Source organism: Zestosphaera sp., assembly GCA_038727705.1.
GTDB lineage: Archaea > Thermoproteota > Thermoprotei_A > Sulfolobales > NBVN01 > Zestomicrobium.
In genome coordinates, this window is the sequence record JAVYVJ010000001.1 from 163184 (window position 1) to 182899 (window position 19716).

Below are 19716 nucleotides of genomic sequence, written 5' to 3' on the forward strand. Positions count from 1 at the left end.
TCCTTTAGGTAGTGCGTATGGCGAGGAACATAGAGATCGAGTTGGCCGATACTCCTCCGATGAATGAGTGGAGGGTGGAGCTCGTTGAGAGGAAGGGTCTAGGGCACCCTGACTACATAGCCGACGCGGCCTCAGAGGTTTCCAGCGTCTCCCTATCGAAGTACTACCTGGAGAACTACAACGCGATACTCCATCATAACGTGGACAAGGTCCTGGTAGTGGGCGGGCAGTCGAAGCCCTGCTTCGGTGGCGGGGAGGTTCTTCACCCGATATACATAATAGTGGCGGGGAGGGCTACTGAGTACGTTAGCTTGAATAACGGACGCATAGACAGGGTTCCTGTGGGGACGTTGGTTGTGGACGCTGTCAAGAAGTGGGTTGCCCAGAACTTCAGGTTCTTAGACCCTGAGAGGCACATCGTCGTAGACTACATGATAAGGCCTGGAAGCGTTGATTTAGTCAAGACCTACGAGACTGGGGTGAAGGTGAAGAAGAAGCCGCTGGCCAATGACACCAGCATAGGCGTCGGCTACGCGCCGCTCTCAACGCTTGAGAGGATAGTTCTCGGCGTCGAGAGGTATCTGAACTCGCGCGGGTTTAAAGAGTCCATGCCTGAAGTCGGCGAGGATATAAAGGTGATGGGGCTCAGGGTTGGGGACCGCATCAAGCTGACTATAGCGGCTGCCATGATATCGCATCTCATACCTGATTTAAGCCACTACATGTCGGTTAAGGAGGAGCTGGACAATAAGGTCAGGGACTTCATAGCCAGGGAGCTCTCAAGCGATGAGAGGGCTGGCAAGCACGATGTTGAGGTGGTGATCAACAGCGCTGACATGCCTGAGAACAACGTCGTCTACCTGACGGTCACGGGTACCTCGGCGGAGCACGGTGATGACGGGATGACCGGACGCGGGAATAGGGTTAACGGGTTGATAACCCCTATGAGGCCCATGAGTCTTGAAGCCACTGCCGGCAAGAACGCAGTAACCCACGTCGGTAAGATCTACAACGTGCTCGCCAGCAAGATCGCGGCAAGGATAATTAGGGAGGTACCTAAGGTTCAGGAAGTCTATGTGGAGCTCCTCTCCAAGATAGGTCATCCGATAGATGAGCCTCAGATGGCTTTAGTCAGGCTGACTCCGACGGGGCGTGAAGCGCTTAATGCCGTCAAGTCCGACGTGTTCGGGATAGTTGATGAGGAGATAGGTAACGTGACCAGCATAACTGAGGAGGTAATAAGCGGTAGGGTGATGCTCTTCTAGAGAGTTCTTAAACCCCCTGTTTTCCTCCTGGTTTAGGTGATGTGAGAACCCGGGTCTGATGCGTGATGTCAGGTCGTTCGCTGAACACGTTCTCAAGTCTTCTTCGTCTTCTCAGCAGGTGGTCGTCCTGAGGGAGCTGGCCCTCATATACAGGGGGTTGAGTCCTGAGGACTTCAGGGTGCTCGACGTTGTGAACGCCCTCGCACCTAGGTATGAGTACGTCCCCCTGGAGGAGTTGGAGAGGTTGCTGAGGCTTCCGCCCTCACGCATCATCAAGTCCCTCCGTAGCTTAATCGAGGTGAGGGCGCTCGTCAAGCATCACGCGATGCAGGGCTTCAGACTCACGTACCTGGGCCTTGATCTAGCGGCTCTCAGGAAGTTGAGTGACTCAGGCGTTCTGGGGTACTTGGGTACTAGAGTCGGCGTTGGGAAGGAGAGCGAGATCTACGTTGCCAAGACTCCTGCAGGGAGGCTGGTGGCCGTTAAGTTCTACAAGATAGGGAGGGTCAGCTTCCAGAGGGTTAAGAGGGTGAGGCCCTACGCGGCCGACGAGAGCAGGTGGTTCGTCCAGTCCAAGACAGCTGCTGAGAGGGAGTATAAAGCCTTGAAGGTCTTGAGCCCCTGCACGCCCTACGTACCCAAGGTTTACGGGCACGTGGACCACTCTGTGGTCATGGAGTACGTGCAGGGTGTCGAGCTCTACAGGTATAGGGCTGCTTTATCGCCTGAAACTATATTACATGCCATCATGTCCGCCCTCAGGAGCGCCTACCTGGATGTGGGGCTTGTTCACGGCGATTTAAGTGAGTACAACGTCCTGGTTGACGTGGGTGGGGGTGAGAAGCCCTACGTAATTGACTGGCCTCAGTATTTCCTTAGAGGGGATCCCGCGTCCGAGGAAGTCCTTCAGAGGGACGTCTCATACATAGTTAAATTCTTCAAAAGGACATATGGTCTGGAAGTGGATGTTGGCAGGTGTCTGGAGTTCGTGAAGGGTTTGAGGGATGGGCTCTGAAAAGATAGTTGGCGTTGATATCGTAAGATCAGGTGGGGATCTATCTCAGTTTGCCTATGCTCTAGTGGTTGTTGAGGGGGGCTCCCTCAAGACCGTGAAGGAAGTTAGTTTCGGGGGGTTGATAAGGGAGCTCTGGGAGTTAAGGCCTTCAGTTCTCGCGACTGACAACGTCCTTGAGTTAGGGGGTAATAGGAGGAACCTCGTTAAGCTGCTCAGGCTGTTGCCTCCGGAGATAAGCGTGGTTCAGGTGAACGTTGAGTCTGGAAGGGCTCTTGACCTGCAGACCATGGCTGAGGAGGTAGGGCTTGCTGGCAGTAAGGGTAAGTTGGATCCCTTCAAGACCGCCCTTGTCATTGCCTACCTCGCTAAGGAGGGGTACGGCACCAGGGTGAACGTCTTCGAGAATAAGGTTAAGATTTACGTCTACCCAGGGCGTTCAGGCGTCGCGGGCGGTTCCAGAACTGAGAAGTTTATGAGGAACCTGCATGGGATTGTCGCAAGGCATGTGAAGAAGGTTAAGGAGGCTCTGGAGGGTGCTGGGATAGACTACGACCTCCTTGTCAGGAGGAGTAGGGGCGGCGTTGAGAGAGCTGTCTTCGTAGCCTACACGTCCCGGGAGAGGCTGTACGGAGTCGTCAGGCAGGCGAGAGGTAAGGACGTGGTCGTTAAAATTAGGCCCGTGCTTAGTAAGAGCTTTCTAAGTGATCTACTCAGGGAATCTAGAGGGGACGAGGAGAAGCGCTATCTAATCGTAGGCTACGACCCCGGAATGAGTGTAGGGCTAGCGGTCCTGGATCTAGACATGACTCCGATCTACATCACGTCGGGCCGGGAGCTAGACAGGGGTGAGATCTCCAGCGTTCTCATCAAGCTCGGGCACCCTGCGGTCATCGCAACCGACAAGAACCCGCCGCCCGAGATGTGCAGGAAGCTGGCGGCCTCTTTAGGCGCCATGCTGTACGTCCCCGAAAGATCTCTGAACACCGCGGAGAAGGAGGTGATGGTCGCCGAGTTCACGGCATTGCATCCCTCACTGTCCGTGAGGAACGCTCACGAGAGAGACGCTCTGGCCGCCGCTCTTAAGGCGTACAGCGAGTTTCAGGGGAAGATGGAGAAACTGTCGCGTAAGCTGAGGGAGATGGGTCTCTATGAGGTCGATCTGCAGAGGTACAGGGCTAAGGTGTTGCTTAATGAGACCCTATCAACGATAGTTGAGGAGATAATAAACGAGTACGTTAAGGGGGAGGGCAGGAAGGAGTTGCCCGTCCCCAGGCAACCCACACCCCCTCAGATCAGTAAAGTTGAGGAGGCCCTAAGGGAGAAGGTAAGTGAGTTGGAGAGGGAGAAGGAGCTCTACAGGCAGAGGGTTCTTGAGCTTGAGGGGGTGGTGCGTGAGTTAACCTCGCGGTTGGAGGCTGTGACGTCCGACATCAGTGAGAGGGTTCTCAGGGATAGGAAGGTTGGCGAACTCGCTCAACGGGTCAGGAGTCTCGAGTCCTATGTGAGGGTTCTGGAGGGCGAGAATTCATCCACTAAATCTAGACTAGTTAATTACGAGAACGCCATCCTCAAGCTCTACGTAGGTACGCACGTGTTGATCCCTGTCTACAACCATAGATGCCTTAAATTGGTGAGGTCTGAGGAGGCCAGGACCCCGGTAGTCTTCACCTACGACGTCACGGAGGCTGTGAGGGAGGTTGGGAAGCTGGTTGACAGCGGTAGCATGGCCTTCGTGCTTCCGCCTAAAGCGGTGGATCTAAGCAGGCATTTGATTGAGGAGCGTTTGATACCGGCAGTAGCTTCGGAGGACGTGGTGGAGGTCAACGAGTGCCTTGTGGCGGTCGACAAAAACTCCGTCATCAGGGCCGCCGCATTAGCTCCTCAGCTGGCTGAGGAGAGGAGGAAGAAGCTCCACGGTCTCACCTACGAGGACCTCAGCAATCTGCTCGAGGACTACAGAAGGGACAGAAGCTTAAAACCTGCTGACTGAAGTCTCTCCAGGAAGGTCCTGAGGTGCGGGGATGAGGAAGGTCCTTGCCTTCAGGAGGGAGTATGGGAGGAGCATACTGCTTGGTAAGAAGACCACTACGGTCAGGCTCCGCTCCAACCTAAGGGAGGGTGAGGTCGTCGATGTCAAGGTTGGCGACGTGCATGTGGGGAGAGCATACATCGAGAACGTCGTAACCAAGAGGGTTCGCGAGCTGAGCGATGCAGATGCTCTGAACGACGGCTTCAGAAGCAAGGAGGACCTGATTCTAGAGCTTAAGAAGATCTACGGCGGGGGTAGGATAACGGACGACACGGAGGTCAAGGTAATTAGATTCCGGCTTCTGGGTTTATGACGGGGACCCAGGTCATTTTATCAGCTGTCGTGGGGTTAGCTCGGCGTTGTGGATTTCGCCACTTTAACCATGGTGGTGTATACATTGCCAGCCTGCGTGTAGACGTTGACCTGGTAGGTCACCTCGATTGGGCATGCCCCTGTGTAGGGGGCCCTCACAACCAGCGTGCCGGACTCTCCCTTGCTAACCGTCACTGTATTGCCGTTAACTTGCTGTCCGTTGTATTCATACAGGCTCGCGGCCCCGAGATTTGGGATGTAGGCTTTATTTACCACCGCGTCTGCCGTACCTTTGTTGTTCACGGTCAATCTTACTGAAAGCACCCCCTGTGTTGTGATGCATTCAGCCTCAGTGCCCGTAACCGTTAAACTCTCTGAAGGTCCTCCCGTAGACCCCCATATCCCTATCACCCATCCCACCACGATTACTCCCAGGATCAGGGTTGTGGCGATTAGGACGACCGTGGCTAAGATGTCCGATTCAGCCCTCCCACACCTCAACTACAACGCCCAATTTATTATATACCTGAAAGTTATTAATATACCTTAAATAAGAAAATGAAACCCAATTTTGGAGTGTTAAACTCCTGGAGAAGTTGTTCAACCTTATCTGGTGATCATATGATGAGTGATGGTTGACAACGTAATCACTGGCGAGTTAATACAGAACCGATGAATTCATGAACTTTGCTTTTAATTAACTTCAGTCTCCACTACTTGGGGTTGTTTTTTTAACTTAATTATCTTCGAATTCCTCTTCTTTAGGTCAGGGTGACCATGCCTCTGCCGGCACCCCCTGAGCGTAGGGGTGAGGTGTTATGGGGTTCCGGTAGTTAGGCATGGGAGTTCCCGCACCCCCCGTACTAATTGTGCAGGGGTGTTGAGGTAGTAATTGAGATATTAGTAGGTTACTCAGCCCCTTTCTGCTCTCCTCTGATGATAGCGTAAGCTATCGAGGACTTAGGTATTATGACGCCTTTATCCCCGCTCTTGACGCCTAACTCGTATTTGGATATCTTAGCTAACGTGCCTGAGATCGCGGAGCCGTCTATGAGATGTAGCTCCAGCTCCACTCCTATCAGGTCTATGCCGAGCACCGTATCATCTAATTGTTCTGAGCTGAAGCCGTGGAGGTCTGAGGCCTCCACTGTGGCGTTCAGGATTGCGTGTCTGAAGAGCACGTACGCTGCATCACCGACCCTCAGCCCTATCTCGTACCTGGACACCTCATCTATCACCCCTCTGATTGAGTCTTGAGCGCCGAGAACTCTGAACTCCACTTCCCTGCCGTTAAATCTCGCGTCAATTATGTTCTCCCTGAGCGGCATTCAAACACCTTGCATTTATTCTTACGAAGGTTTTTAAGTGCGTAGCCCTTGCCGTGTGTAGCACTACCTAAGGAGGTACGGGTGCGCCTTCATCGTGAAGGCGGTCAGCCATCGCATGAACTCTTCGTTTGCCTTAAGGCGCTCCGGGAGGCTTTCACAGCCCCTAATTACTTCTATGAGCACCAAGTCCTTAGTTGACAGGTCACGAGGCCCCGCCTCACGCAGGAGTTCCTCCGGATCTCTGTACCTCCTCCTTACCAGCGCTTTAGGGAGTCCGTCCCCAGCTATCCAGACGGCAGACGTCCTGCTGGAGGTGCTGTGCTTCTCCATGAAGTCGTGGAATCCGCTTCGTAGGGTTGGCGGTCCTACCCTGACCTCGTAGGCCGGCAGCCCTCCCCCGTAGGATATGTCTAGAGCTATGAACGCCTGCGCGGCCTCATCGCTCCAGCAGTCATAGTCTATGATTTCAAACCTGTATGTCCTCAGGAGGTTGGCGGCCCTCCTGCTCAGCTTCTTGAGCTCCCCCCACAGGACGTCGGGGGGCACGCCCTTGGGGAGGGAGTACTTCAGCAACAGCACGCTCCTACCTGTCTCCTCAAGGAACTTCGTCAGCTCGGCGGGCTGCGCCGGCCTCAGCTCCCAGTGGAACAGGGCCTTGGACGGCTTCCTCATGAAGGAATACGCACTCGCTACAGCCACTTTCAACGTTCTCTCAGACACCGCTGAGGCGGCGTTCCTTCTCGGGTCAACGGGGTCAAGCACTATCAGGGCGTCGTCTCTGAAGGCCTTCCTGACCGCGTTGATCGACCCGTACTCGCGTAGCACGTTGTCTTCCACCACGATCACCTCCCCTTCACGCCACCCGCTCATCGCCTCAACCGCCCTCAGGAACGTCCTATACTTGACTACCATGAGTTCCGTCAAGTACCCTGAGAAGCCCTCGACCCTCACCTCCGCCCCGTAGATGCCCATGTTCTTCATGAACTTCTTCAGCAGTCTGACCTCATCCCTCATCCCCTCGTCGAGTCTGGAGTTGATGTATCTGGTGTGGAAGGGGGTTCTGTCGACTGCTGTAGTTATCTCGCTGACCTCCCTCGCCCAGTATGCGGGGACCACGTCGACCTCGAAGTCCTGGATTCGCAGAGTTATGTAGGGGTGTGAGGCGTACTTAACGCGTGCATCGTACCTGCTCAGACCGCCTTCCAGCAGCCGCTTTATGACCTCCTCCTCAATCCACTCATTGCTTAAGCCCTCCCTACTCAGCAGTATGAAGACGTCCAGGTCTATGTCGCCTCTGAGGGAGGTTCCCTTGGCGAAGGAGCCCTCCAGCGTGACTTTAAAGTCGCAGTCCACACGCAGTGTGGACTCTATGACCTCCCTAACCTCCTCGAAGAGTCTGAGGCCTGCTGCGACCTCCTCCTCCGTCGGCCTCAGCTCCTCCCTAACCTCCTCAAGCAGTTTAAGGAGTTCCTCACTCAACTCAACCATCCTTCAGCTCAGCCACGACCACGTCAGTGTATACGGGCCCCTCAGGCCTCAAGACACTTCTCTTCAGCTTCACTCGGGTCACCTGCGAAACGCCGAAGACCGTGCTCTCGTAGGACGTCAACACCCTCCTCAGACACTGCACGTCGAAAGAACCCTTAACCCTCCCCACAGTTATGTGGGGGACGAACTCCTCCCTGTCGGGCTGAGCGTAGGGCCTCAGACACCGCTCCAACTCCCCCCTAATCACCCTCAACTTATCGAATCCCTCAGACACCCCGACCCACACCACCCTCGGCCTAGAGGCTGAGGGGAAGGCCCCCACCCCCTCAACCTTCATCTGGAACTTAGTATGCTGCCCAACCCTACTCACACACTCACTTATCGGCGGCAGGCTATCGTCGGGAACCTCCCCTATGAACCTCAACGTCAGGTGTATGTTCTCGTCCTCAACCCCTTTAATACCCCTCTGCTTTGAGCATGCGACCGCCGCGTCCCTGAATTTAATCACCTCATTCAGCACATCCTTATTCTCTATCTCCACCGCGACGAATAGTCTCATCAAGTTTGACCGACCATGTAGAAACGTATTTTAAACATTTAAAAGAGGACGCGGTCTAGAGATATTTGGTGTGGGGCCGTCGTCTAGCTTGGTTAGGATGCCAGCCTGGGGGGATTTCCCCGCCGGGGATGGTCCCGGAGCGCTGGTGGTCCGGGGTTCAAATCCCCGCGGCCCCACCAACTGGTTTCTATGGCGGGCTTGCGGTCTACTGACCTGTCTCCCGGGCGATGTACTGAGCGCTTCTCAGACTCCAGGGTTGGGTTGAGCAACGCCGTGCGCACTATGCGGGTCCTGCATGCCTCGGAGTAAAAACTAGTTTGAGTTTTTCTGGGTTGGGGAGCTTCTCCACCCTCCCCTCCCTAACTAGCCTTGCCACAGTCTCCCTTAACTCCACGTCCAGGAAGTCCTCGCCCTCCCTGATCAGGTAGTTGCGTAATTCCTCGTAGGTGGCCGCCCCAAGCCTCCTCAACGCGTTGATCACTACCTCCTCAAGCAATGCCGTGCTCCCTTACTACCTCCCTCAGCACTTCCTCCATCATATCCATGGATTTCTCCATTATCTCCTGCGAGATGACGAGCGGTGGGGCTATCCTGACCGCTGAGAACCCGGCCCCTATCACCGCTACCCCCCTCTTGAAGCACTTACTCAGGAAGGACTCCAGCTCCTTCCTAGCGTACTCCTTAGTCCTTCTGTCCCTAACCAGCTCGATCCCGATCATCAGCCCCTTACCCCTCACGTCACCCACTATCTCGTACCTGTCCATCCACTCCCTAGCCCTCTTCATCACGTAGCCGCCCACCCTCTCCACGTTGTCAAGCAGCCTCTCCTCCTTAATGATCTTCAGGACCTCGGTCCCCGCCTTCAGGGCTACTGGATTGCCTCCGAAGGTGCTTGCGTGGGAGCCCGGGGGCAGCCTCATGACCTCCTCCCTGCCCGCCACAACGCCGAGCGGCAGTCCCGAGGCGACTGCCTTAGCCATGGCTATCAGATCCGGCTCAACCCCCCAGTGCTCCACCGTGAACCACTTGCCCGACCTCCCGAAGCCTGACTGAACCTCGTCGGCAACTAGCTTGATCCCGTTCTCTCTGGTGAGCTTCCTGAGCTTAGGGAGGAAGTCGTCGGGCGGCACTACGTAGCCCCCCTCACCCTGGATGGGCTCCACGAAGACGGCCGCGACCTCAGTCGGGTCCACCATCCTTCTGAAGACCCACTCCTCTATGAACCCCACTACAGCGTCGCCGCACTCCTCGGGATCCACGTGGAAGGGGCACCTGTATGGGTAGGGGTACGGGACGTGTATCACGCCCGGCAAGAGTGGCTGGAAGCCCTTCCTCTGAGCCGGCTTGCTCGCCGTGAGCGACATAGCTCCGTGCGTCCTGCCATGGAAAGCCCCTATGAATGCCATTATGTAGGGCCTCCTCCCCTCAGCAGACCCCTTACTTATCTTCATAGCTGCCTCAATGGCCTCCGCCCCGCTGTTCCCGAAGAAGAACTTCTTCCTACCTGCTATTGGCAGCACCTCCGAAAGCCCCTCAGCGTACTCCACGACCTCCTCGTAGTAGAAGTCCGTCAGCGAGTAGTGGATGAGCTTCCTGACCTGCTCCTCGACCGCCCTAACCACCCTCGGATGGCTGTGGCCGACGTTCATGACGGCGATGCCTGAATTGAGATCCACGAACAAGTTGCCGTCGAAGTCCTCGATGACGACCCCGTACGCACTCCTAGCGACTAGGGGATACCACCTCACGAACGACTGCATCAGGAGATCGTGGTCCCTCTCAATAACCTCCCTGGACTTAGGCCCAGGCGGCTCCACCACGATCTTCGGTAATCCCTTAGGCTCGTACCTATCGTAGTAGTAGAACAGGTTACTCACCACGATATACTGTCTTGCAGAAGTATAAAAATTTTTCAAAGGTCTGCAATCCGGAGGGGTTGAAGGCGGTTGAGGCGCGTTGATCGAGTTTATTAAGTCCCGCGATGTCTTGATTGATGGGACCTCCGACAAACGCTGGCGGGGGTCCGGCAGGTGTTCTCGATGGGCGGTAAGCCTGCTTTGGAGGTGATTGAGGAGGTCGAGGTAGAGGGGGGTAGGAGGTACCGGATAAGGTTAGTCAACACGAACATAACCTTCAACGTCTCGGCAAGCGGTCCTGAGGAGGCCGTCAGGAAGGCTGCAGAGCTTGCTGTGAAGCTCGGGTTGGTCCAGCAAAGGACTCAAGAGCCGGGGAGTTAGGTGTGGTGCTCTCATCCCTCACCTTGAGGCTATCCACAGCGTTACGCCAACCCCGTCCTCCCCCGTGAGGGATATCTTGAGCGGTAGTGAGGGGCCGAAGCATATGAGGGCCACGTCAAAGGCGGAGAGCGCTACCGTGGCCGTCTTGAGGAGGTCTATGTCGTAGGTGCTGGAGACCCTCTCCTTAGTTTCCGACGTCAGCTCGAGGAGTTGCTTGCCCCTCTCGAGGACCGTCCTGAACTCCCCGCCCTCGCTGGACGACAGGAACTCCACAGCGTCCCCTGAATACGTTATGGTCAGCTCCTCCCCCACGAGCTTCGCGTCCTTAAGCAACCTCTGCACTATCGAGGTCTCGACCCTCATGGAGATCGGCAGCTCCACTTGGATAGGGTCTATGGGTCCTTCAAGGCTCGCCACCCTAACGTCGTAGCCACGCTCAATGCCTGACCTGCTGTTCACTAGCATGGCCCTGACCTTCCCACCGCCCTCCTCATACTTGAGGAGCAGCGAGTCGCCCTTACCCAGCCTCTTAAGTATCTTGAGCAGTTCGTCCCTCTCTATCGTGAGGTCGTTCACTCCGCTCACGTTGTACTCCTCAAACACGCCGGGCGGTATGAAGACCTCGGCCAGGACACTCTTGTCGGGGCTTAAACCCCTCACCAGAAAACCCTCCTCAGACACCCTGAGGGGTATGTCGCTCAACGGCTTCGCAACGCTGACTAAGTACTTTCTGAACGATAGACCGTCAGGGTGCTTAATGCTGAACACTGACACCACCTTCATTAACTACGCCGAACCCACATATAATTACCTCCGCCGGATTAAAAAGCAGTCACTCCCACCTTAATACTGCTCAACGCATTAATGTGTGGTGATGCGGTTTAGGGGTTAAGGTCTTCATGGAGTTCGGGCACGTGGTTGTGGAGGGCCCTGCGGAGGAGGTCGCCGAGGTCTTGAGGGGCCTCTCAAGCGAGTCAGGGGTGACTGAGGATCTGGAAGACACGCTGAGGATTTTAAGCAACTTCGACGTGTTCCACGGAATGCTGCGGAGGAAGTTTAAGGAGTACATAGCGCCTAGAAGGAGTGAGGGGGACCTAATATCGGGCAGGGTTCTCGTGGATAAGGTCAAGCTCCACGTGGAGGGCGGCGTTAAGAAGGCGACGGTAATCTTCGACAAGAGGGTTCCCTACGACAAGGTAGTCAGGCATGTGGACAACCCCTCGCAGACCTAATGCGTTCGAACCTAACCCGGAGCGCTGTTGCGGGTCCTCCACCGCAGGGTTCTTAGTAACGCAGAGGGCCAAGCACCTACTTCTTACCCTTCCCTGCCCCGGCCTTACCCCCCTTCACCTTCTCGGGGGCTTCCTTACCCTTCTTACCCCCCTTCTCTTTAGTGGGTTCTTTCAACTTCTTCTGAGGTCTCTTGGGTCGCGTTGATTTCTCCCTTAACTTCCTTATCATGCTGGACACCTCCCTAAGGGATTCCGGGTTGTTCACAGCCTTAACAAGCAGCTCGTCCACGCTCAGCATGACCTCCAGGGAGTTCAGGCTGAAGGAGGGGGCCCTAGGCACTGAGACCTCCTCGAACTCCTCCGGAGTCCCTGATTCAGCCTCCCCGAGATCTATCGCCTTCTCGAAGGCCTCCTCCTCAGTCTCCTCCGCGCTCCCCTCAGGTTTTTCCTCAAACATTCTAACACCTCTCTACACTCCTCTATGAATACTTATAAAGGTTGATTCCCCGTGTTTAACGCAGGGTGGTTCAGGCCTAGTTTGGCTGATGCCTGAACCCCGGGTTGTGGTCGGGATGCACGGCAGTGCTGCAGGTCTGCTGAATTGCGAGCTCGTTGAGGTGTTGAGGGAGTTAGGACTGACCACGCTAACGCCTGTCCAGGAGGCATCCATCCCGTCCGTTCTCTCGGGGCGTCACACCCTCATAGTCGCCCCGACAGGCAGCGGGAAGACTGAGGCGGCGGTCCTCCCGATATTCTCGAGGATGGTTGAGGAGGGGGCCGGGGTTAAGCCGATCGCCGCGGTCTACGTAACGCCTCTCAGAGCCCTCAACAGGGACATGTTGCGCAGGCTAGAGGCTCTGGGTGGCAGGCTGGGCTTCAAGGTTGCGGTCAGGCACGGTGACACCCCGAACAGTGCAAGGAGGTTGATGGTTGAGTCGCCGCCGCACGTGCTGATCACCACCCCGGAGACTCTTGCGTACCTGCTGGTGAACGAGGCGTTGAGGAGGTATTTGAGGAACGTAAGGTGGGTGGTGATTGACGAGTTCCATGAGTTAATCAACAGTAAGAGGGGGACTCACCTCCTAGCTGATCTGGAGAGGATTGCAAGGCTTGCGGGGAGGTATCAGCGCATAGCTCTCTCAGCAAGCATTGGCGACGTGAATGAGGTTAAGGAGGTGCTGGCGCCGGGAAGGGTTGTCGCTGAAGCTGTAATCCCCGCCTCCCGGGAGTCTGAGGTCAAGGTAATCACCCCGGCCGACACTACCGGAGGGTCCCTCGAACGTCATGCAGTCGTTGATGCAGTCTCGAACCTCCTCACGAAGTTCAGAAGCGTCATAATCTTCACAAACACGAGGGATGAGGCTGAGTGGCTCGGCTCCATGCTGGGCAGACGCGGCATCCCGGTCGAGGTCCACCATGGATCCCTCTCGAAGGGGGTTAGAGAGGACGTTGAGATGAGGCTTAAAGAGGGCCTCCTCAAGGCGGTCGTGTCGACCTCTAGCCTGGAGCTCGGCATAGATGTGGGCTACGTTGACGCGGTGATTCAGGTGTCGTCGCCTAGGCAGGCTGTGAAGCTCCTCCAAAGGATTGGGAGGTCATCGCATAAGGTCTGGCTGAAGGCGGTGGGGTATGTGGTGGTGGGCAGGAGCGTTGACGACTTGACAGAGTCTCTGGTGCTGGTTAGGAGGGCGTCCAACTACGACTTGGAGGAGTCTAGGGCCTTCAAGAAGCCCCTGGACGCGCTGGCCCACCTCCTTGTAGGGCTCGGCCTGGAGGGCGGCTTCACGGTGGAGGAGGCTCAGGAGCTGCTCAGGAGGTCCTACCCATACATGGAGCTGCGTGAGGAGGAGCTGCTCGAGGTCCTCAACTTCCTCCAGGAATTAAGGTACGTTAAGGCAGGCCCTGACGGACGGTACGTGACCACCGGGAGGGGCAGGATATACTACTTGAGGACCACCATGATCGTCGAGTCCCCTCAATACGACGTCGTGGACGTGGTTTCCGGAGGGCACATAGGCACTCTGGACGAGGAATTCATAGCGCTCTCGGCTGGTGAGGGATCCAGCATAGTCCTGTCGGGCAGGGTGTGGAGGGTGCTCAGCGTTGACGATGAGGCTAAGAAGGTTTATGTGGAGCCCGGCAGTGGTGAGGAAGCCCTGATACCGAGTTGGTCTGGCGAGAACATACCCGTCGACTATGGGGTCGCTAGGGAGGTCTGCGCGCTGAGGCGCCTGCTGGCTTCTGGCAGAGGGTTTGAGAACTACCTGAGCTTCCTCGAAGACCCCGTGGCTCTGGATCACGTTAGGGATGTCCTGAACACGCATACCGGCAAGGGTTACCCACTACCGACGGACAGGGATGTAGTGGTTGAGGTGTGTAGGGATGCGAATGTCCTAGCGGTTGTCCACGCCTGCTTAGGCAGTAGAGGTAATCTAGGACTCGCCTACCTGATTTCATACTACTTAAGTAAGATGTTGGGTGTGGATCCGGTCGTAAAGTCCGACCCCTACAGAGTCTACCTCCTCCTGCCTAAGGAGGTTGACGAGCGTGTTGTTGCCTCCTTGATCGTGGAGGGTCTGCGGGTCGAAGACCTCTCCACAGGCTTGAGGGACTCCCTCCTCAGGTCGACACTGGCTAGGTATGTTGCTAGGAGGGTGCTCGTGAGGCTGGGGGTCATTCCAGAGGACGCGCCGACGCAGGTCATCAAGACTCTGGTGAGCAGGTATATGGACAATAACGTGGTGAGGGGTGAGGTGCTGAACGAGGTCATGACTCGCTACGTCGACACCGAAGTAATTAAGGACTTCATCGAAGGCGTCAGGTCTGGGACCATGTCTACGAGACTGGTCATCGGGCGTATGCCCTCCCCTCTAGCGCTGGAGGGTCTGAGGGTTGCCGGCGGCTACGGCAGAGTGGAGGTTGAGGGGCTTCCGAAGAACGTCATCGCGGACCTCCTTAGGAAGAGGTTGCTTGAGAAGAGGGTAAGGCTGTACTGCCTCAACTGCGGCAACTCCTGGGAGTCCGTCATTAAGGAACTACCCGACAGGATCTCCTGCTCTAGGTGCGGCTACTCAGTGGTAGGCGTGCACTTCGGCAGTGAGGACTTGAGTGAGGTGGTCAGGAAGGCTATAAAGCACGGCGTCAAGTATGAGTATGTGATGGGCGAGGACGATAAGAGGAGGTATGAGGAGCTGGCGGCGTCAGCCAGGCTGGTCCTTGGATTCGGCAGGAAAGCGGTCATAGCATTGGCCGCCAGGGGGGTAGGCCCCCACAACGCTGTCAAAGCGTTGAGCGCGAACAACGAGCAGGAGTTCTACCTGACCCTCTACGAGCTGGAGAGGAGCTTCATCAGAACTAGGAAGTATTGGGATTGATGAGGTCCGTTGCCTCGGCGTCCACGTTCCCGTCAACGCTCTGCCTACGCCATCACGTTTAAATTAACTGCGTTATGGTGTTTAGGTATTTTTATAGTTGCTGTTATTTATTTCTAGAGAAGTAGGCGGGTGTCCGGTTTGGTTTGGTCCACTCTGAAGGTGTTGAGGGAGAGTCCTGACGTGATGAGGGAGGTATTGAGGAGGAGGTTCATGGACACCTCCCTCGTCGACGGTTTCCTGGAGCTCGATAGGGAGTGGAGGAGGGTTCAGACGGAACTCAATAAGCTCAGGCATCAGCACAACGTGATCAGCTCTAAGGTAGCGTCCCTGCCGCCGGGTGAGAAGGATGCCGCTGTAGCTGAGGCTAAGGAGTTGCTGGCCAAGATCTTGGAGATGGAGAGGAGGCTTGAGGAGGTTGAGGCGGGGAGGGAGTCCCTCCTGGATAGGATGCCTTCACTCCTCCACGATTCCGTTCCGATAGGTCCTGACGAGAGCTACAACGCTGTTGTCCGTGCTTGGGGTAGGGCGAGGGTTCAGCGGGCGCACCTGAGCGACTTCCTCGCGGAGACTGAGGGTAAGGGGGTCAGGATGGAGTATGAGGTGGTTGATATGGAGTTCGTCGGCCATGCTGACATGCTTGAACACGTCCTCATGCTGGGGGACACCGCTAAGGCCGGCGAGGTCGCTGGATCCAGGTTCTACTACCTATTCGATGACTTAGTGTGGCTCGACTTAGCCCTCCTCTCCTACGCTATAGACTACCTGACTGGGAAGGGCTTCAGGCTCGTGTTGCCCCCCTACATGCTTAGGGGTAAGTACATGGGTGCTGTCGAGGAGTTGGCGGCGTTTAAGGACGCCCTCTACAAGGTTGAGGGTGAAGACCTGTATTTAATAGCTACTGCGGAGCATCCGCTGGCAGCGTTGCACGCTGGTGAGGCTATACCTGAGGAGGATTTGCCGAAGCTCTACGTGGGCGTCAGCCCGTGCTTCAGGAAGGAGGCCGGGGCCGCAAGCAGGGATATAAAGGGGATCTTCAGGGTTCATCAATTCCATAAGGTTGAGCAGTTCGCGTATGCGATGCCGGAGCAGTCGTGGGGCGTGTTCGACCTCCTCATAAGCAATGCTGAGGAGCTCTACAGAGGGCTTGAAATACCCTACAGGGTCGTCAACATAGCTTCCGGGGAGCTCAACCTGAGGGCGGCGATGAAGTACGACCTCGAGGCGTGGTACCCCGCTCAAGGCAAGTTCAGGGAGTTGGTTAGCTGCAGTAACGTGCTTGACTGGCAGGCCTACAGACTCAACGTGAAGTACTTGAGGAGGAAGGGGATGGTTAAGGACTACCTGCACATGCTCAACTCGACAGCCATAGCCAGCACCAGAACCATCACGACAATTCTGGAGAACCACCAGAACGACGACGGCACTGTAACCATACCAAAAGCGTTGAGGAAGTACCTGGAGGCCTTCAGCAAAGCCCCTAAGGACTACATACACCCAGTCCAGAAACGGACTCCCCCCTCATGAGGGGGGTCTCTCCAATCCATCGGCGTTCATATGTTGGTGTGATTGGACTTCCCTACATAGTTGATGAGCCAGTGGGTCGTAGGTAGTGGGTAGAGTGAATGCGTGCTCGATAAGCCCATCAACTAACGGTCAACAGGTAGCCGTGCCTCGAACCCCGTGCATCACTCCTTATCGCTACTCAGTGCCACCTTCCTGTACATGCTGAGCATTGCCTTATCCTTGTCCTCCTCCCTTATGTGTATTGCCTTATCGTAGAGTTCCTTCAGTTCCTCGTCGCTCGCGTAGTCCAGTGGGGTCTTCTCATACCCGGCTCCACACCACCTAACGTAGAGGATGTCAAGTATCTCCTGAACCCTCGGGTCGGAGTAGAAGGCCACCTTCCTCCACACGTCATCGCTCTCATCTATCATCCACGTCAGCTCTCTAACAACTCTATCACGCTTCAACCCTCAGATCCCCCGCTTTATATTGATTGAAAGGTAATTAAACATGATGAGCGAGAATATCTACAAGAAGATAATTGAGTACCTTAAATCAAGTCCAGGGGCTACCCCCAGGGAGATAGCTGATTCCTTAGGCGTCACTATAGGTGCGGTGAGGGTCGCCCTCCTAAGGCTGAGGGAGGCAGGGTACGTCGTCAAGTCAGTCAAGGGAAGGTACTTCGCCAAGTCAGGGGTTAAGGATCTAAGCATGTTCGGTGAATCTAGGGGGAGTGTAGCCAGCCACGGCGCCCAAGAAGACGACGTGCCGTCCACCGCACGCGTTGTGAGCGAGCCGCTCACGCGCCGCAACATGACTGAGGCTGATTTAAGCCAGGTCAAGAACGAGTTGAAGGACTTGAGGGAGGCTGTTAGAGTGTTGGGTGAGAGGGTCACTAAACTTGAGGAGGAGTTCAACCTCCTCATGAAGTCCCTCAAGACTGAGGGGAGGCCTAGGGAGCCGAAGCAGATGGCAGTCGCTGAGGGCTCGATAATGAGGGTTGAGGATGCTAAGTCAAGGGGGATCTCAGTCGATGCGCTGGTTCGTTCGGGCAACTACGTGGTCGTGAAGGGCTATGTAGTGTCTCAGGAGTTCCTTGATAACTTCAGGAGGAAGTTCCCCATAACGCTGAAGGACCTTAAAGACCTCACTCGTGAGGAGAGGGAGTTGCTGGACGCGATGGTTAGCGAGGGACTGGCTTACCTGCATGCTGGGAGGGAGTACAAGCTCACGTAGGTGAGCGCTTCAAGGACATGCCTACGCGATCTCCTGAAGAACTCTCGGCGTTAGATCCCCGCTCCACTTGAGCACCCACACACCCTTCTCCCTGGCCTTGCTTAGGGCGTTTGGCGTTGCGTAGTCCACATACACTACCTTTATGAGCTTAGGCCTCAGCAGGTCGGGCCTCACTACTTTGAGGAGCCCTACCTTCCTCTCCAACTCCTCAATGAGACCCTCACCTAACCTCACCGTAGCTTCCCCTACCACACACAAGTCCCCGCTCACCCCAAACATGTCAACCTCACCTACGCTGTCGATAAACAACCTCTCCAACTTGATGTTAATACCCAACTCCTCCCTCAACCTGTGGGTGACTACGTCAATTCCCTCCTCCTCAACTGTGATGGTTAACCTCTCCACAGTGACTGAGAGCCTATTCACGGTCTCCCACAGCTTGTTCTGTCCTTCCCTTAATGCCCTCACTTCCTCCCACAGCTTGTTCTGTCCTTCCCTTAATGCCCTCACTTCCTCCCACAGCTTGTTCTGTCCTTCCCTTAATGCCCTCACTTCCTCCCACAGCTTGTTCTGTCCTTCCTCAAGCCTATCAAGCCTCTTCAATATCTCAGTGAGTCCTATGTAGCCTGCTACCGCATACCTGAATTCCGCATCCGACTCTAAAGCTCTTAGAATCTTCATCTTCTCTCTCTTAGTTAACGTCTCGGTCATCGTTCATCATCTCAAGTTGTTTACTTTTTCACAAGATTTAAAGTTGGCCTCAAGTGAACTGAAAACGCTTCCGCCTCCTGCTAGAGGAGTAGCGGGATCTTAGCCGCGGTCTCCTCAAGCTCTTCAGGTATGTTGAAGCCGTACTTCACTTCGGTGAAGTTCTTCCTGAACTCTACTACCTTCCTCCTGACCTCCTCAGGGGGCTTCCCGTCGATCAGCACCTCGCGCATGAGTTTGGCGACCTCCCTGAAGTCGTCCTCCCTCATCCCGAACCTAGTCATCTCAGGGGTTCCGAGCCTGATTCCTGATGGGTCCTTAACGGCTTCGGGCGGGTCCCACGGCAGCAGGTTCTTATTGACTATTATGTTCGCCTGCTCCAGCAGGGTTGCGGCTCTAGCGCCTCCCCCGAGTCCCCTCACATCGATTACGAACATGTGGGATTTCGTGAATCCTAGGTGTTCGGTGGGGACCTTGAACCCCTCCCCAACGCACGCCTCTGCGAAAGCTACGGCGTTCCTCACCACCTGCTTTGCGTACTCCTCCCCGAACGTCATCATCTCAACGGCGGTCACAGCGGCGGCGGGCAGTCTGTGGAGGTGGTGGTTGCTGAGGAACCACGGGAAGACGACCTTCGAAACCTCCTTATAGAGCTCCTCATCGTCAGTCATTATCACGCCGCCCTGAGGCCCTGGAAACGTCTTATGGGTTGAGGACGTTATGACGTCAGCGCCCTCATGTATTGGGTTCCTCCACACCCCACCCGCTATGAGGCCGAGGACGTGGGCTACGTCGTGAACCAGCTTAACTCCTGCGGCGTGAGCTGCCTCTGCGATCTCCTTAGTTGGGTGGGGGAACATGTACACGGAACCTCCAAGAGTCACGAAAGCGGGCTTAACGGACTCAATCATCTTAACAGCCTTATCCACGTCAACATTCCACCCCTCCTGATCGAAAGGCATCTCAACGTGTTCAATACCGAGGGCGCCGAGGGTTCCGAATCTCGTGTGGGAGACGTGGGCGCCTGCCTGAACAGGGGCTATGAGGGCCTTATCGCCTGGCCCGCCAAGAACCCTGAAGACCGTGGCGTTAGCTATGGTCCCACTTATGGGTCTAGGCTCAACGAACTTGACCCTGAAGAGTCGGGACATGAGATCCATAAGGAGGAGCTCCACTTCATCGACGTACGTCAGTCCCTGGTAGTACCTCTTCCTGGGCTTCCCCTCAGCATACCTATGCATCATGTCAGTCATGTAAGCGACCTCAGCGAGTGGGGACATCACGTTCTCTGAGGGGATCAGGTTGACGCACTCAAACCTCCTCCACCTGTTATGGGTTCTGGTCAACTCAACAACACGGGCTAACTCGCTGGGGAGACCCAAACACACCACCACGTAAGTAATTGCCAGAAACTAAATATAAACCCTCCG

At 55.7% G+C, this 19716-nt stretch carries 20 protein-coding genes and 1 tRNA gene; 10 read left to right on the plus strand and 11 right to left on the minus strand.

Annotated features, from left to right (window positions below):
• Positions 1 to 17: 17 nt before the first annotated feature.
• The 4 genes from QW772_00870 to QW772_00885 are packed head-to-tail and all read left to right on the plus strand — an operon-like array spanning position 18 to position 4622.
• Positions 18 to 1265, plus strand: a complete 1248-nt coding sequence (locus QW772_00870; protein MEM0037477.1) for a methionine adenosyltransferase — start codon at positions 18 to 20, stop codon at positions 1263 to 1265.
• Between the two features lie 58 nt (positions 1266 to 1323).
• The gene (locus QW772_00875; GenBank protein MEM0037478.1) at positions 1324 to 2280 is read left to right on the plus strand and encodes an RIO1 family regulatory kinase/ATPase; all 957 of its coding nucleotides are present in this window, start codon (positions 1324 to 1326) and stop codon (positions 2278 to 2280) included.
• Positions 2270 to 4270, plus strand: coding sequence for a DUF460 domain-containing protein (locus tag QW772_00880; protein MEM0037479.1), 2001 nt, complete (start codon positions 2270 to 2272; stop codon positions 4268 to 4270). Before QW772_00875 ends, QW772_00880 begins: the two co-directional genes overlap by 11 nt.
• Positions 4271 to 4301: 31 nt before the next feature.
• The gene (locus tag QW772_00885) at positions 4302 to 4622 is read left to right on the plus strand and encodes an ASCH domain-containing protein (GenBank protein MEM0037480.1); all 321 of its coding nucleotides are present in this window, start codon (positions 4302 to 4304) and stop codon (positions 4620 to 4622) included.
• Between the two features lie 35 nt (positions 4623 to 4657).
• Here the strand turns inward: QW772_00885 and QW772_00890 are convergent, their stop codons facing one another.
• The 4 genes from QW772_00890 to thpR all read right to left on the minus strand — a co-directional run bounded on the left by QW772_00890 (position 4658) and on the right by thpR (position 7996).
• A complete protein-coding gene (locus QW772_00890) occupies positions 4658 to 5122 on the minus strand; it encodes a hypothetical protein (protein MEM0037481.1) in 465 nt (154 codons plus the stop codon).
• A 407-nt stretch (positions 5123 to 5529) separates the two neighbouring features.
• Positions 5530 to 5949 (minus strand): hypothetical protein, encoded by a 420-nt coding sequence (locus QW772_00895; protein ID MEM0037482.1) that lies wholly within the window; start codon positions 5947 to 5949, stop codon positions 5530 to 5532.
• Between the two features lie 63 nt (positions 5950 to 6012).
• The gene (gene cca / locus QW772_00900) at positions 6013 to 7437 is read right to left on the minus strand and encodes a CCA tRNA nucleotidyltransferase (GenBank protein ID MEM0037483.1); all 1425 of its coding nucleotides are present in this window, start codon (positions 7435 to 7437) and stop codon (positions 6013 to 6015) included.
• Complete coding sequence (gene thpR, locus QW772_00905; protein ID MEM0037484.1) at positions 7430 to 7996, minus strand: RNA 2',3'-cyclic phosphodiesterase; 567 nt, start codon at positions 7994 to 7996, stop codon at positions 7430 to 7432. Before thpR ends, cca begins: the two co-directional genes overlap by 8 nt.
• A gap of 72 nt (positions 7997 to 8068) precedes the next feature.
• On the opposite strand from thpR, the gene QW772_00910 reads away from it, so the two are divergent.
• Positions 8069 to 8175, plus strand: a tRNA-Pro gene (locus QW772_00910).
• A gap of 101 nt (positions 8176 to 8276) precedes the next feature.
• Here the strand turns inward: QW772_00910 and QW772_00915 are convergent.
• Both QW772_00915 and QW772_00920 read right to left on the minus strand, forming a co-directional pair.
• On the minus strand, positions 8277 to 8492 hold the full coding sequence (locus QW772_00915) for a hypothetical protein (GenBank protein ID MEM0037485.1): 216 nt from the start codon (positions 8490 to 8492) through the stop codon (positions 8277 to 8279).
• A complete protein-coding gene (locus QW772_00920; GenBank protein MEM0037486.1) occupies positions 8485 to 9873 on the minus strand; it encodes an acetyl ornithine aminotransferase family protein in 1389 nt (462 codons plus the stop codon). The genes QW772_00915 and QW772_00920 overlap by 8 nt, the downstream gene beginning before the upstream one ends.
• Before the next feature lie 162 nt (positions 9874 to 10035).
• On the opposite strand from QW772_00920, the gene QW772_00925 reads away from it, so the two are divergent.
• The gene (locus QW772_00925; protein ID MEM0037487.1) at positions 10036 to 10233 is read left to right on the plus strand and encodes a hypothetical protein; all 198 of its coding nucleotides are present in this window, start codon (positions 10036 to 10038) and stop codon (positions 10231 to 10233) included.
• 18 nt (positions 10234 to 10251) lie between these two features.
• On the opposite strand, the gene QW772_00930 is transcribed toward QW772_00925, so the two are convergent.
• Positions 10252 to 11016, minus strand: a complete 765-nt coding sequence (locus tag QW772_00930; GenBank protein ID MEM0037488.1) for a hypothetical protein — start codon at positions 11014 to 11016, stop codon at positions 10252 to 10254.
• Positions 11017 to 11132: 116 nt separating this feature from the next.
• On the opposite strand from QW772_00930, the gene QW772_00935 reads away from it, so the two are divergent.
• Positions 11133 to 11465, plus strand: coding sequence for a hypothetical protein (locus QW772_00935; GenBank protein MEM0037489.1), 333 nt, complete (start codon positions 11133 to 11135; stop codon positions 11463 to 11465).
• A 76-nt stretch (positions 11466 to 11541) separates the two neighbouring features.
• Here the strand turns inward: QW772_00935 and QW772_00940 are convergent, their stop codons facing one another.
• Positions 11542 to 11922 (minus strand): hypothetical protein, encoded by a 381-nt coding sequence (locus tag QW772_00940; protein MEM0037490.1) that lies wholly within the window; start codon positions 11920 to 11922, stop codon positions 11542 to 11544.
• An 88-nt stretch (positions 11923 to 12010) separates the two neighbouring features.
• On the opposite strand from QW772_00940, the gene QW772_00945 reads away from it, so the two are divergent.
• Both QW772_00945 and serS read left to right on the plus strand, forming a co-directional pair.
• Entirely contained in the window at positions 12011 to 14839 is a 2829-nt protein-coding gene (locus QW772_00945) for a DEAD/DEAH box helicase (GenBank protein MEM0037491.1), read from the plus strand.
• 138 nt (positions 14840 to 14977) lie between these two features.
• Positions 14978 to 16363 (plus strand): serine--tRNA ligase, encoded by a 1386-nt coding sequence (serS, locus tag QW772_00950; GenBank protein MEM0037492.1) that lies wholly within the window; start codon positions 14978 to 14980, stop codon positions 16361 to 16363.
• Positions 16364 to 16524: 161 nt separating this feature from the next.
• On the opposite strand, the gene QW772_00955 is transcribed toward serS, so the two are convergent.
• Positions 16525 to 16809 carry a hypothetical protein gene (locus tag QW772_00955; GenBank protein ID MEM0037493.1) on the minus strand — a complete coding sequence of 95 codons (285 nt, stop codon included), beginning with the start codon at positions 16807 to 16809 and terminating at the stop codon, positions 16525 to 16527.
• A gap of 43 nt (positions 16810 to 16852) precedes the next feature.
• Here QW772_00955 and QW772_00960 point away from each other — a divergent pair, with 43 nt between their 5' ends.
• A complete protein-coding gene (locus QW772_00960; protein ID MEM0037494.1) occupies positions 16853 to 17578 on the plus strand; it encodes a winged helix-turn-helix transcriptional regulator in 726 nt (241 codons plus the stop codon).
• A 21-nt stretch (positions 17579 to 17599) separates the two neighbouring features.
• Here QW772_00960 and QW772_00965 read toward each other — a convergent pair whose 3' ends face one another.
• Entirely contained in the window at positions 17600 to 18289 is a 690-nt protein-coding gene (locus QW772_00965; protein ID MEM0037495.1) for a hypothetical protein, read from the minus strand.
• Between the two features lie 80 nt (positions 18290 to 18369).
• On the minus strand, positions 18370 to 19668 hold the full coding sequence (gene glyA, locus QW772_00970; protein ID MEM0037496.1) for a serine hydroxymethyltransferase: 1299 nt from the start codon (positions 19666 to 19668) through the stop codon (positions 18370 to 18372).
• Between the last annotated feature and the right edge of the window lie 48 nt (positions 19669 to 19716).

Coding starts and splice junctions, on each gene's coding strand:
- QW772_00885 (MEM0037480.1), top strand. CDS start 4,302: ATGAGGAAGGTCCTTGCCTTCAGGAGGGAGTATGGGAGGAGCATACTG.
- QW772_00935 (MEM0037489.1), top strand. CDS start 11,133: ATGGAGTTCGGGCACGTGGTTGTGGAGGGCCCTGCGGAGGAGGTCGCC.
- QW772_00925 (MEM0037487.1), top strand. CDS start 10,036: ATGGGCGGTAAGCCTGCTTTGGAGGTGATTGAGGAGGTCGAGGTAGAG.
- QW772_00940 (MEM0037490.1), bottom strand. CDS start 11,922: ATGTTTGAGGAAAAACCTGAGGGGAGCGCGGAGGAGACTGAGGAGGAG.
- thpR (MEM0037484.1), bottom strand. CDS start 7,996: ATGAGACTATTCGTCGCGGTGGAGATAGAGAATAAGGATGTGCTGAAT.
- QW772_00880 (MEM0037479.1), top strand. CDS start 2,270: ATGGGCTCTGAAAAGATAGTTGGCGTTGATATCGTAAGATCAGGTGGG.
- QW772_00945 (MEM0037491.1), top strand. CDS start 12,011: ATGCCTGAACCCCGGGTTGTGGTCGGGATGCACGGCAGTGCTGCAGGT.
- cca (MEM0037483.1), bottom strand. CDS start 7,437: ATGGTTGAGTTGAGTGAGGAACTCCTTAAACTGCTTGAGGAGGTTAGG.
- QW772_00930 (MEM0037488.1), bottom strand. CDS start 11,016: ATGAAGGTGGTGTCAGTGTTCAGCATTAAGCACCCTGACGGTCTATCG.
- QW772_00960 (MEM0037494.1), top strand. CDS start 16,853: ATGATGAGCGAGAATATCTACAAGAAGATAATTGAGTACCTTAAATCA.
- QW772_00870 (MEM0037477.1), top strand. CDS start 18: ATGGCGAGGAACATAGAGATCGAGTTGGCCGATACTCCTCCGATGAAT.
- QW772_00965 (MEM0037495.1), bottom strand. CDS start 18,289: ATGACCGAGACGTTAACTAAGAGAGAGAAGATGAAGATTCTAAGAGCT.
- QW772_00875 (MEM0037478.1), top strand. CDS start 1,324: ATGCGTGATGTCAGGTCGTTCGCTGAACACGTTCTCAAGTCTTCTTCG.
- QW772_00895 (MEM0037482.1), bottom strand. CDS start 5,949: ATGCCGCTCAGGGAGAACATAATTGACGCGAGATTTAACGGCAGGGAA.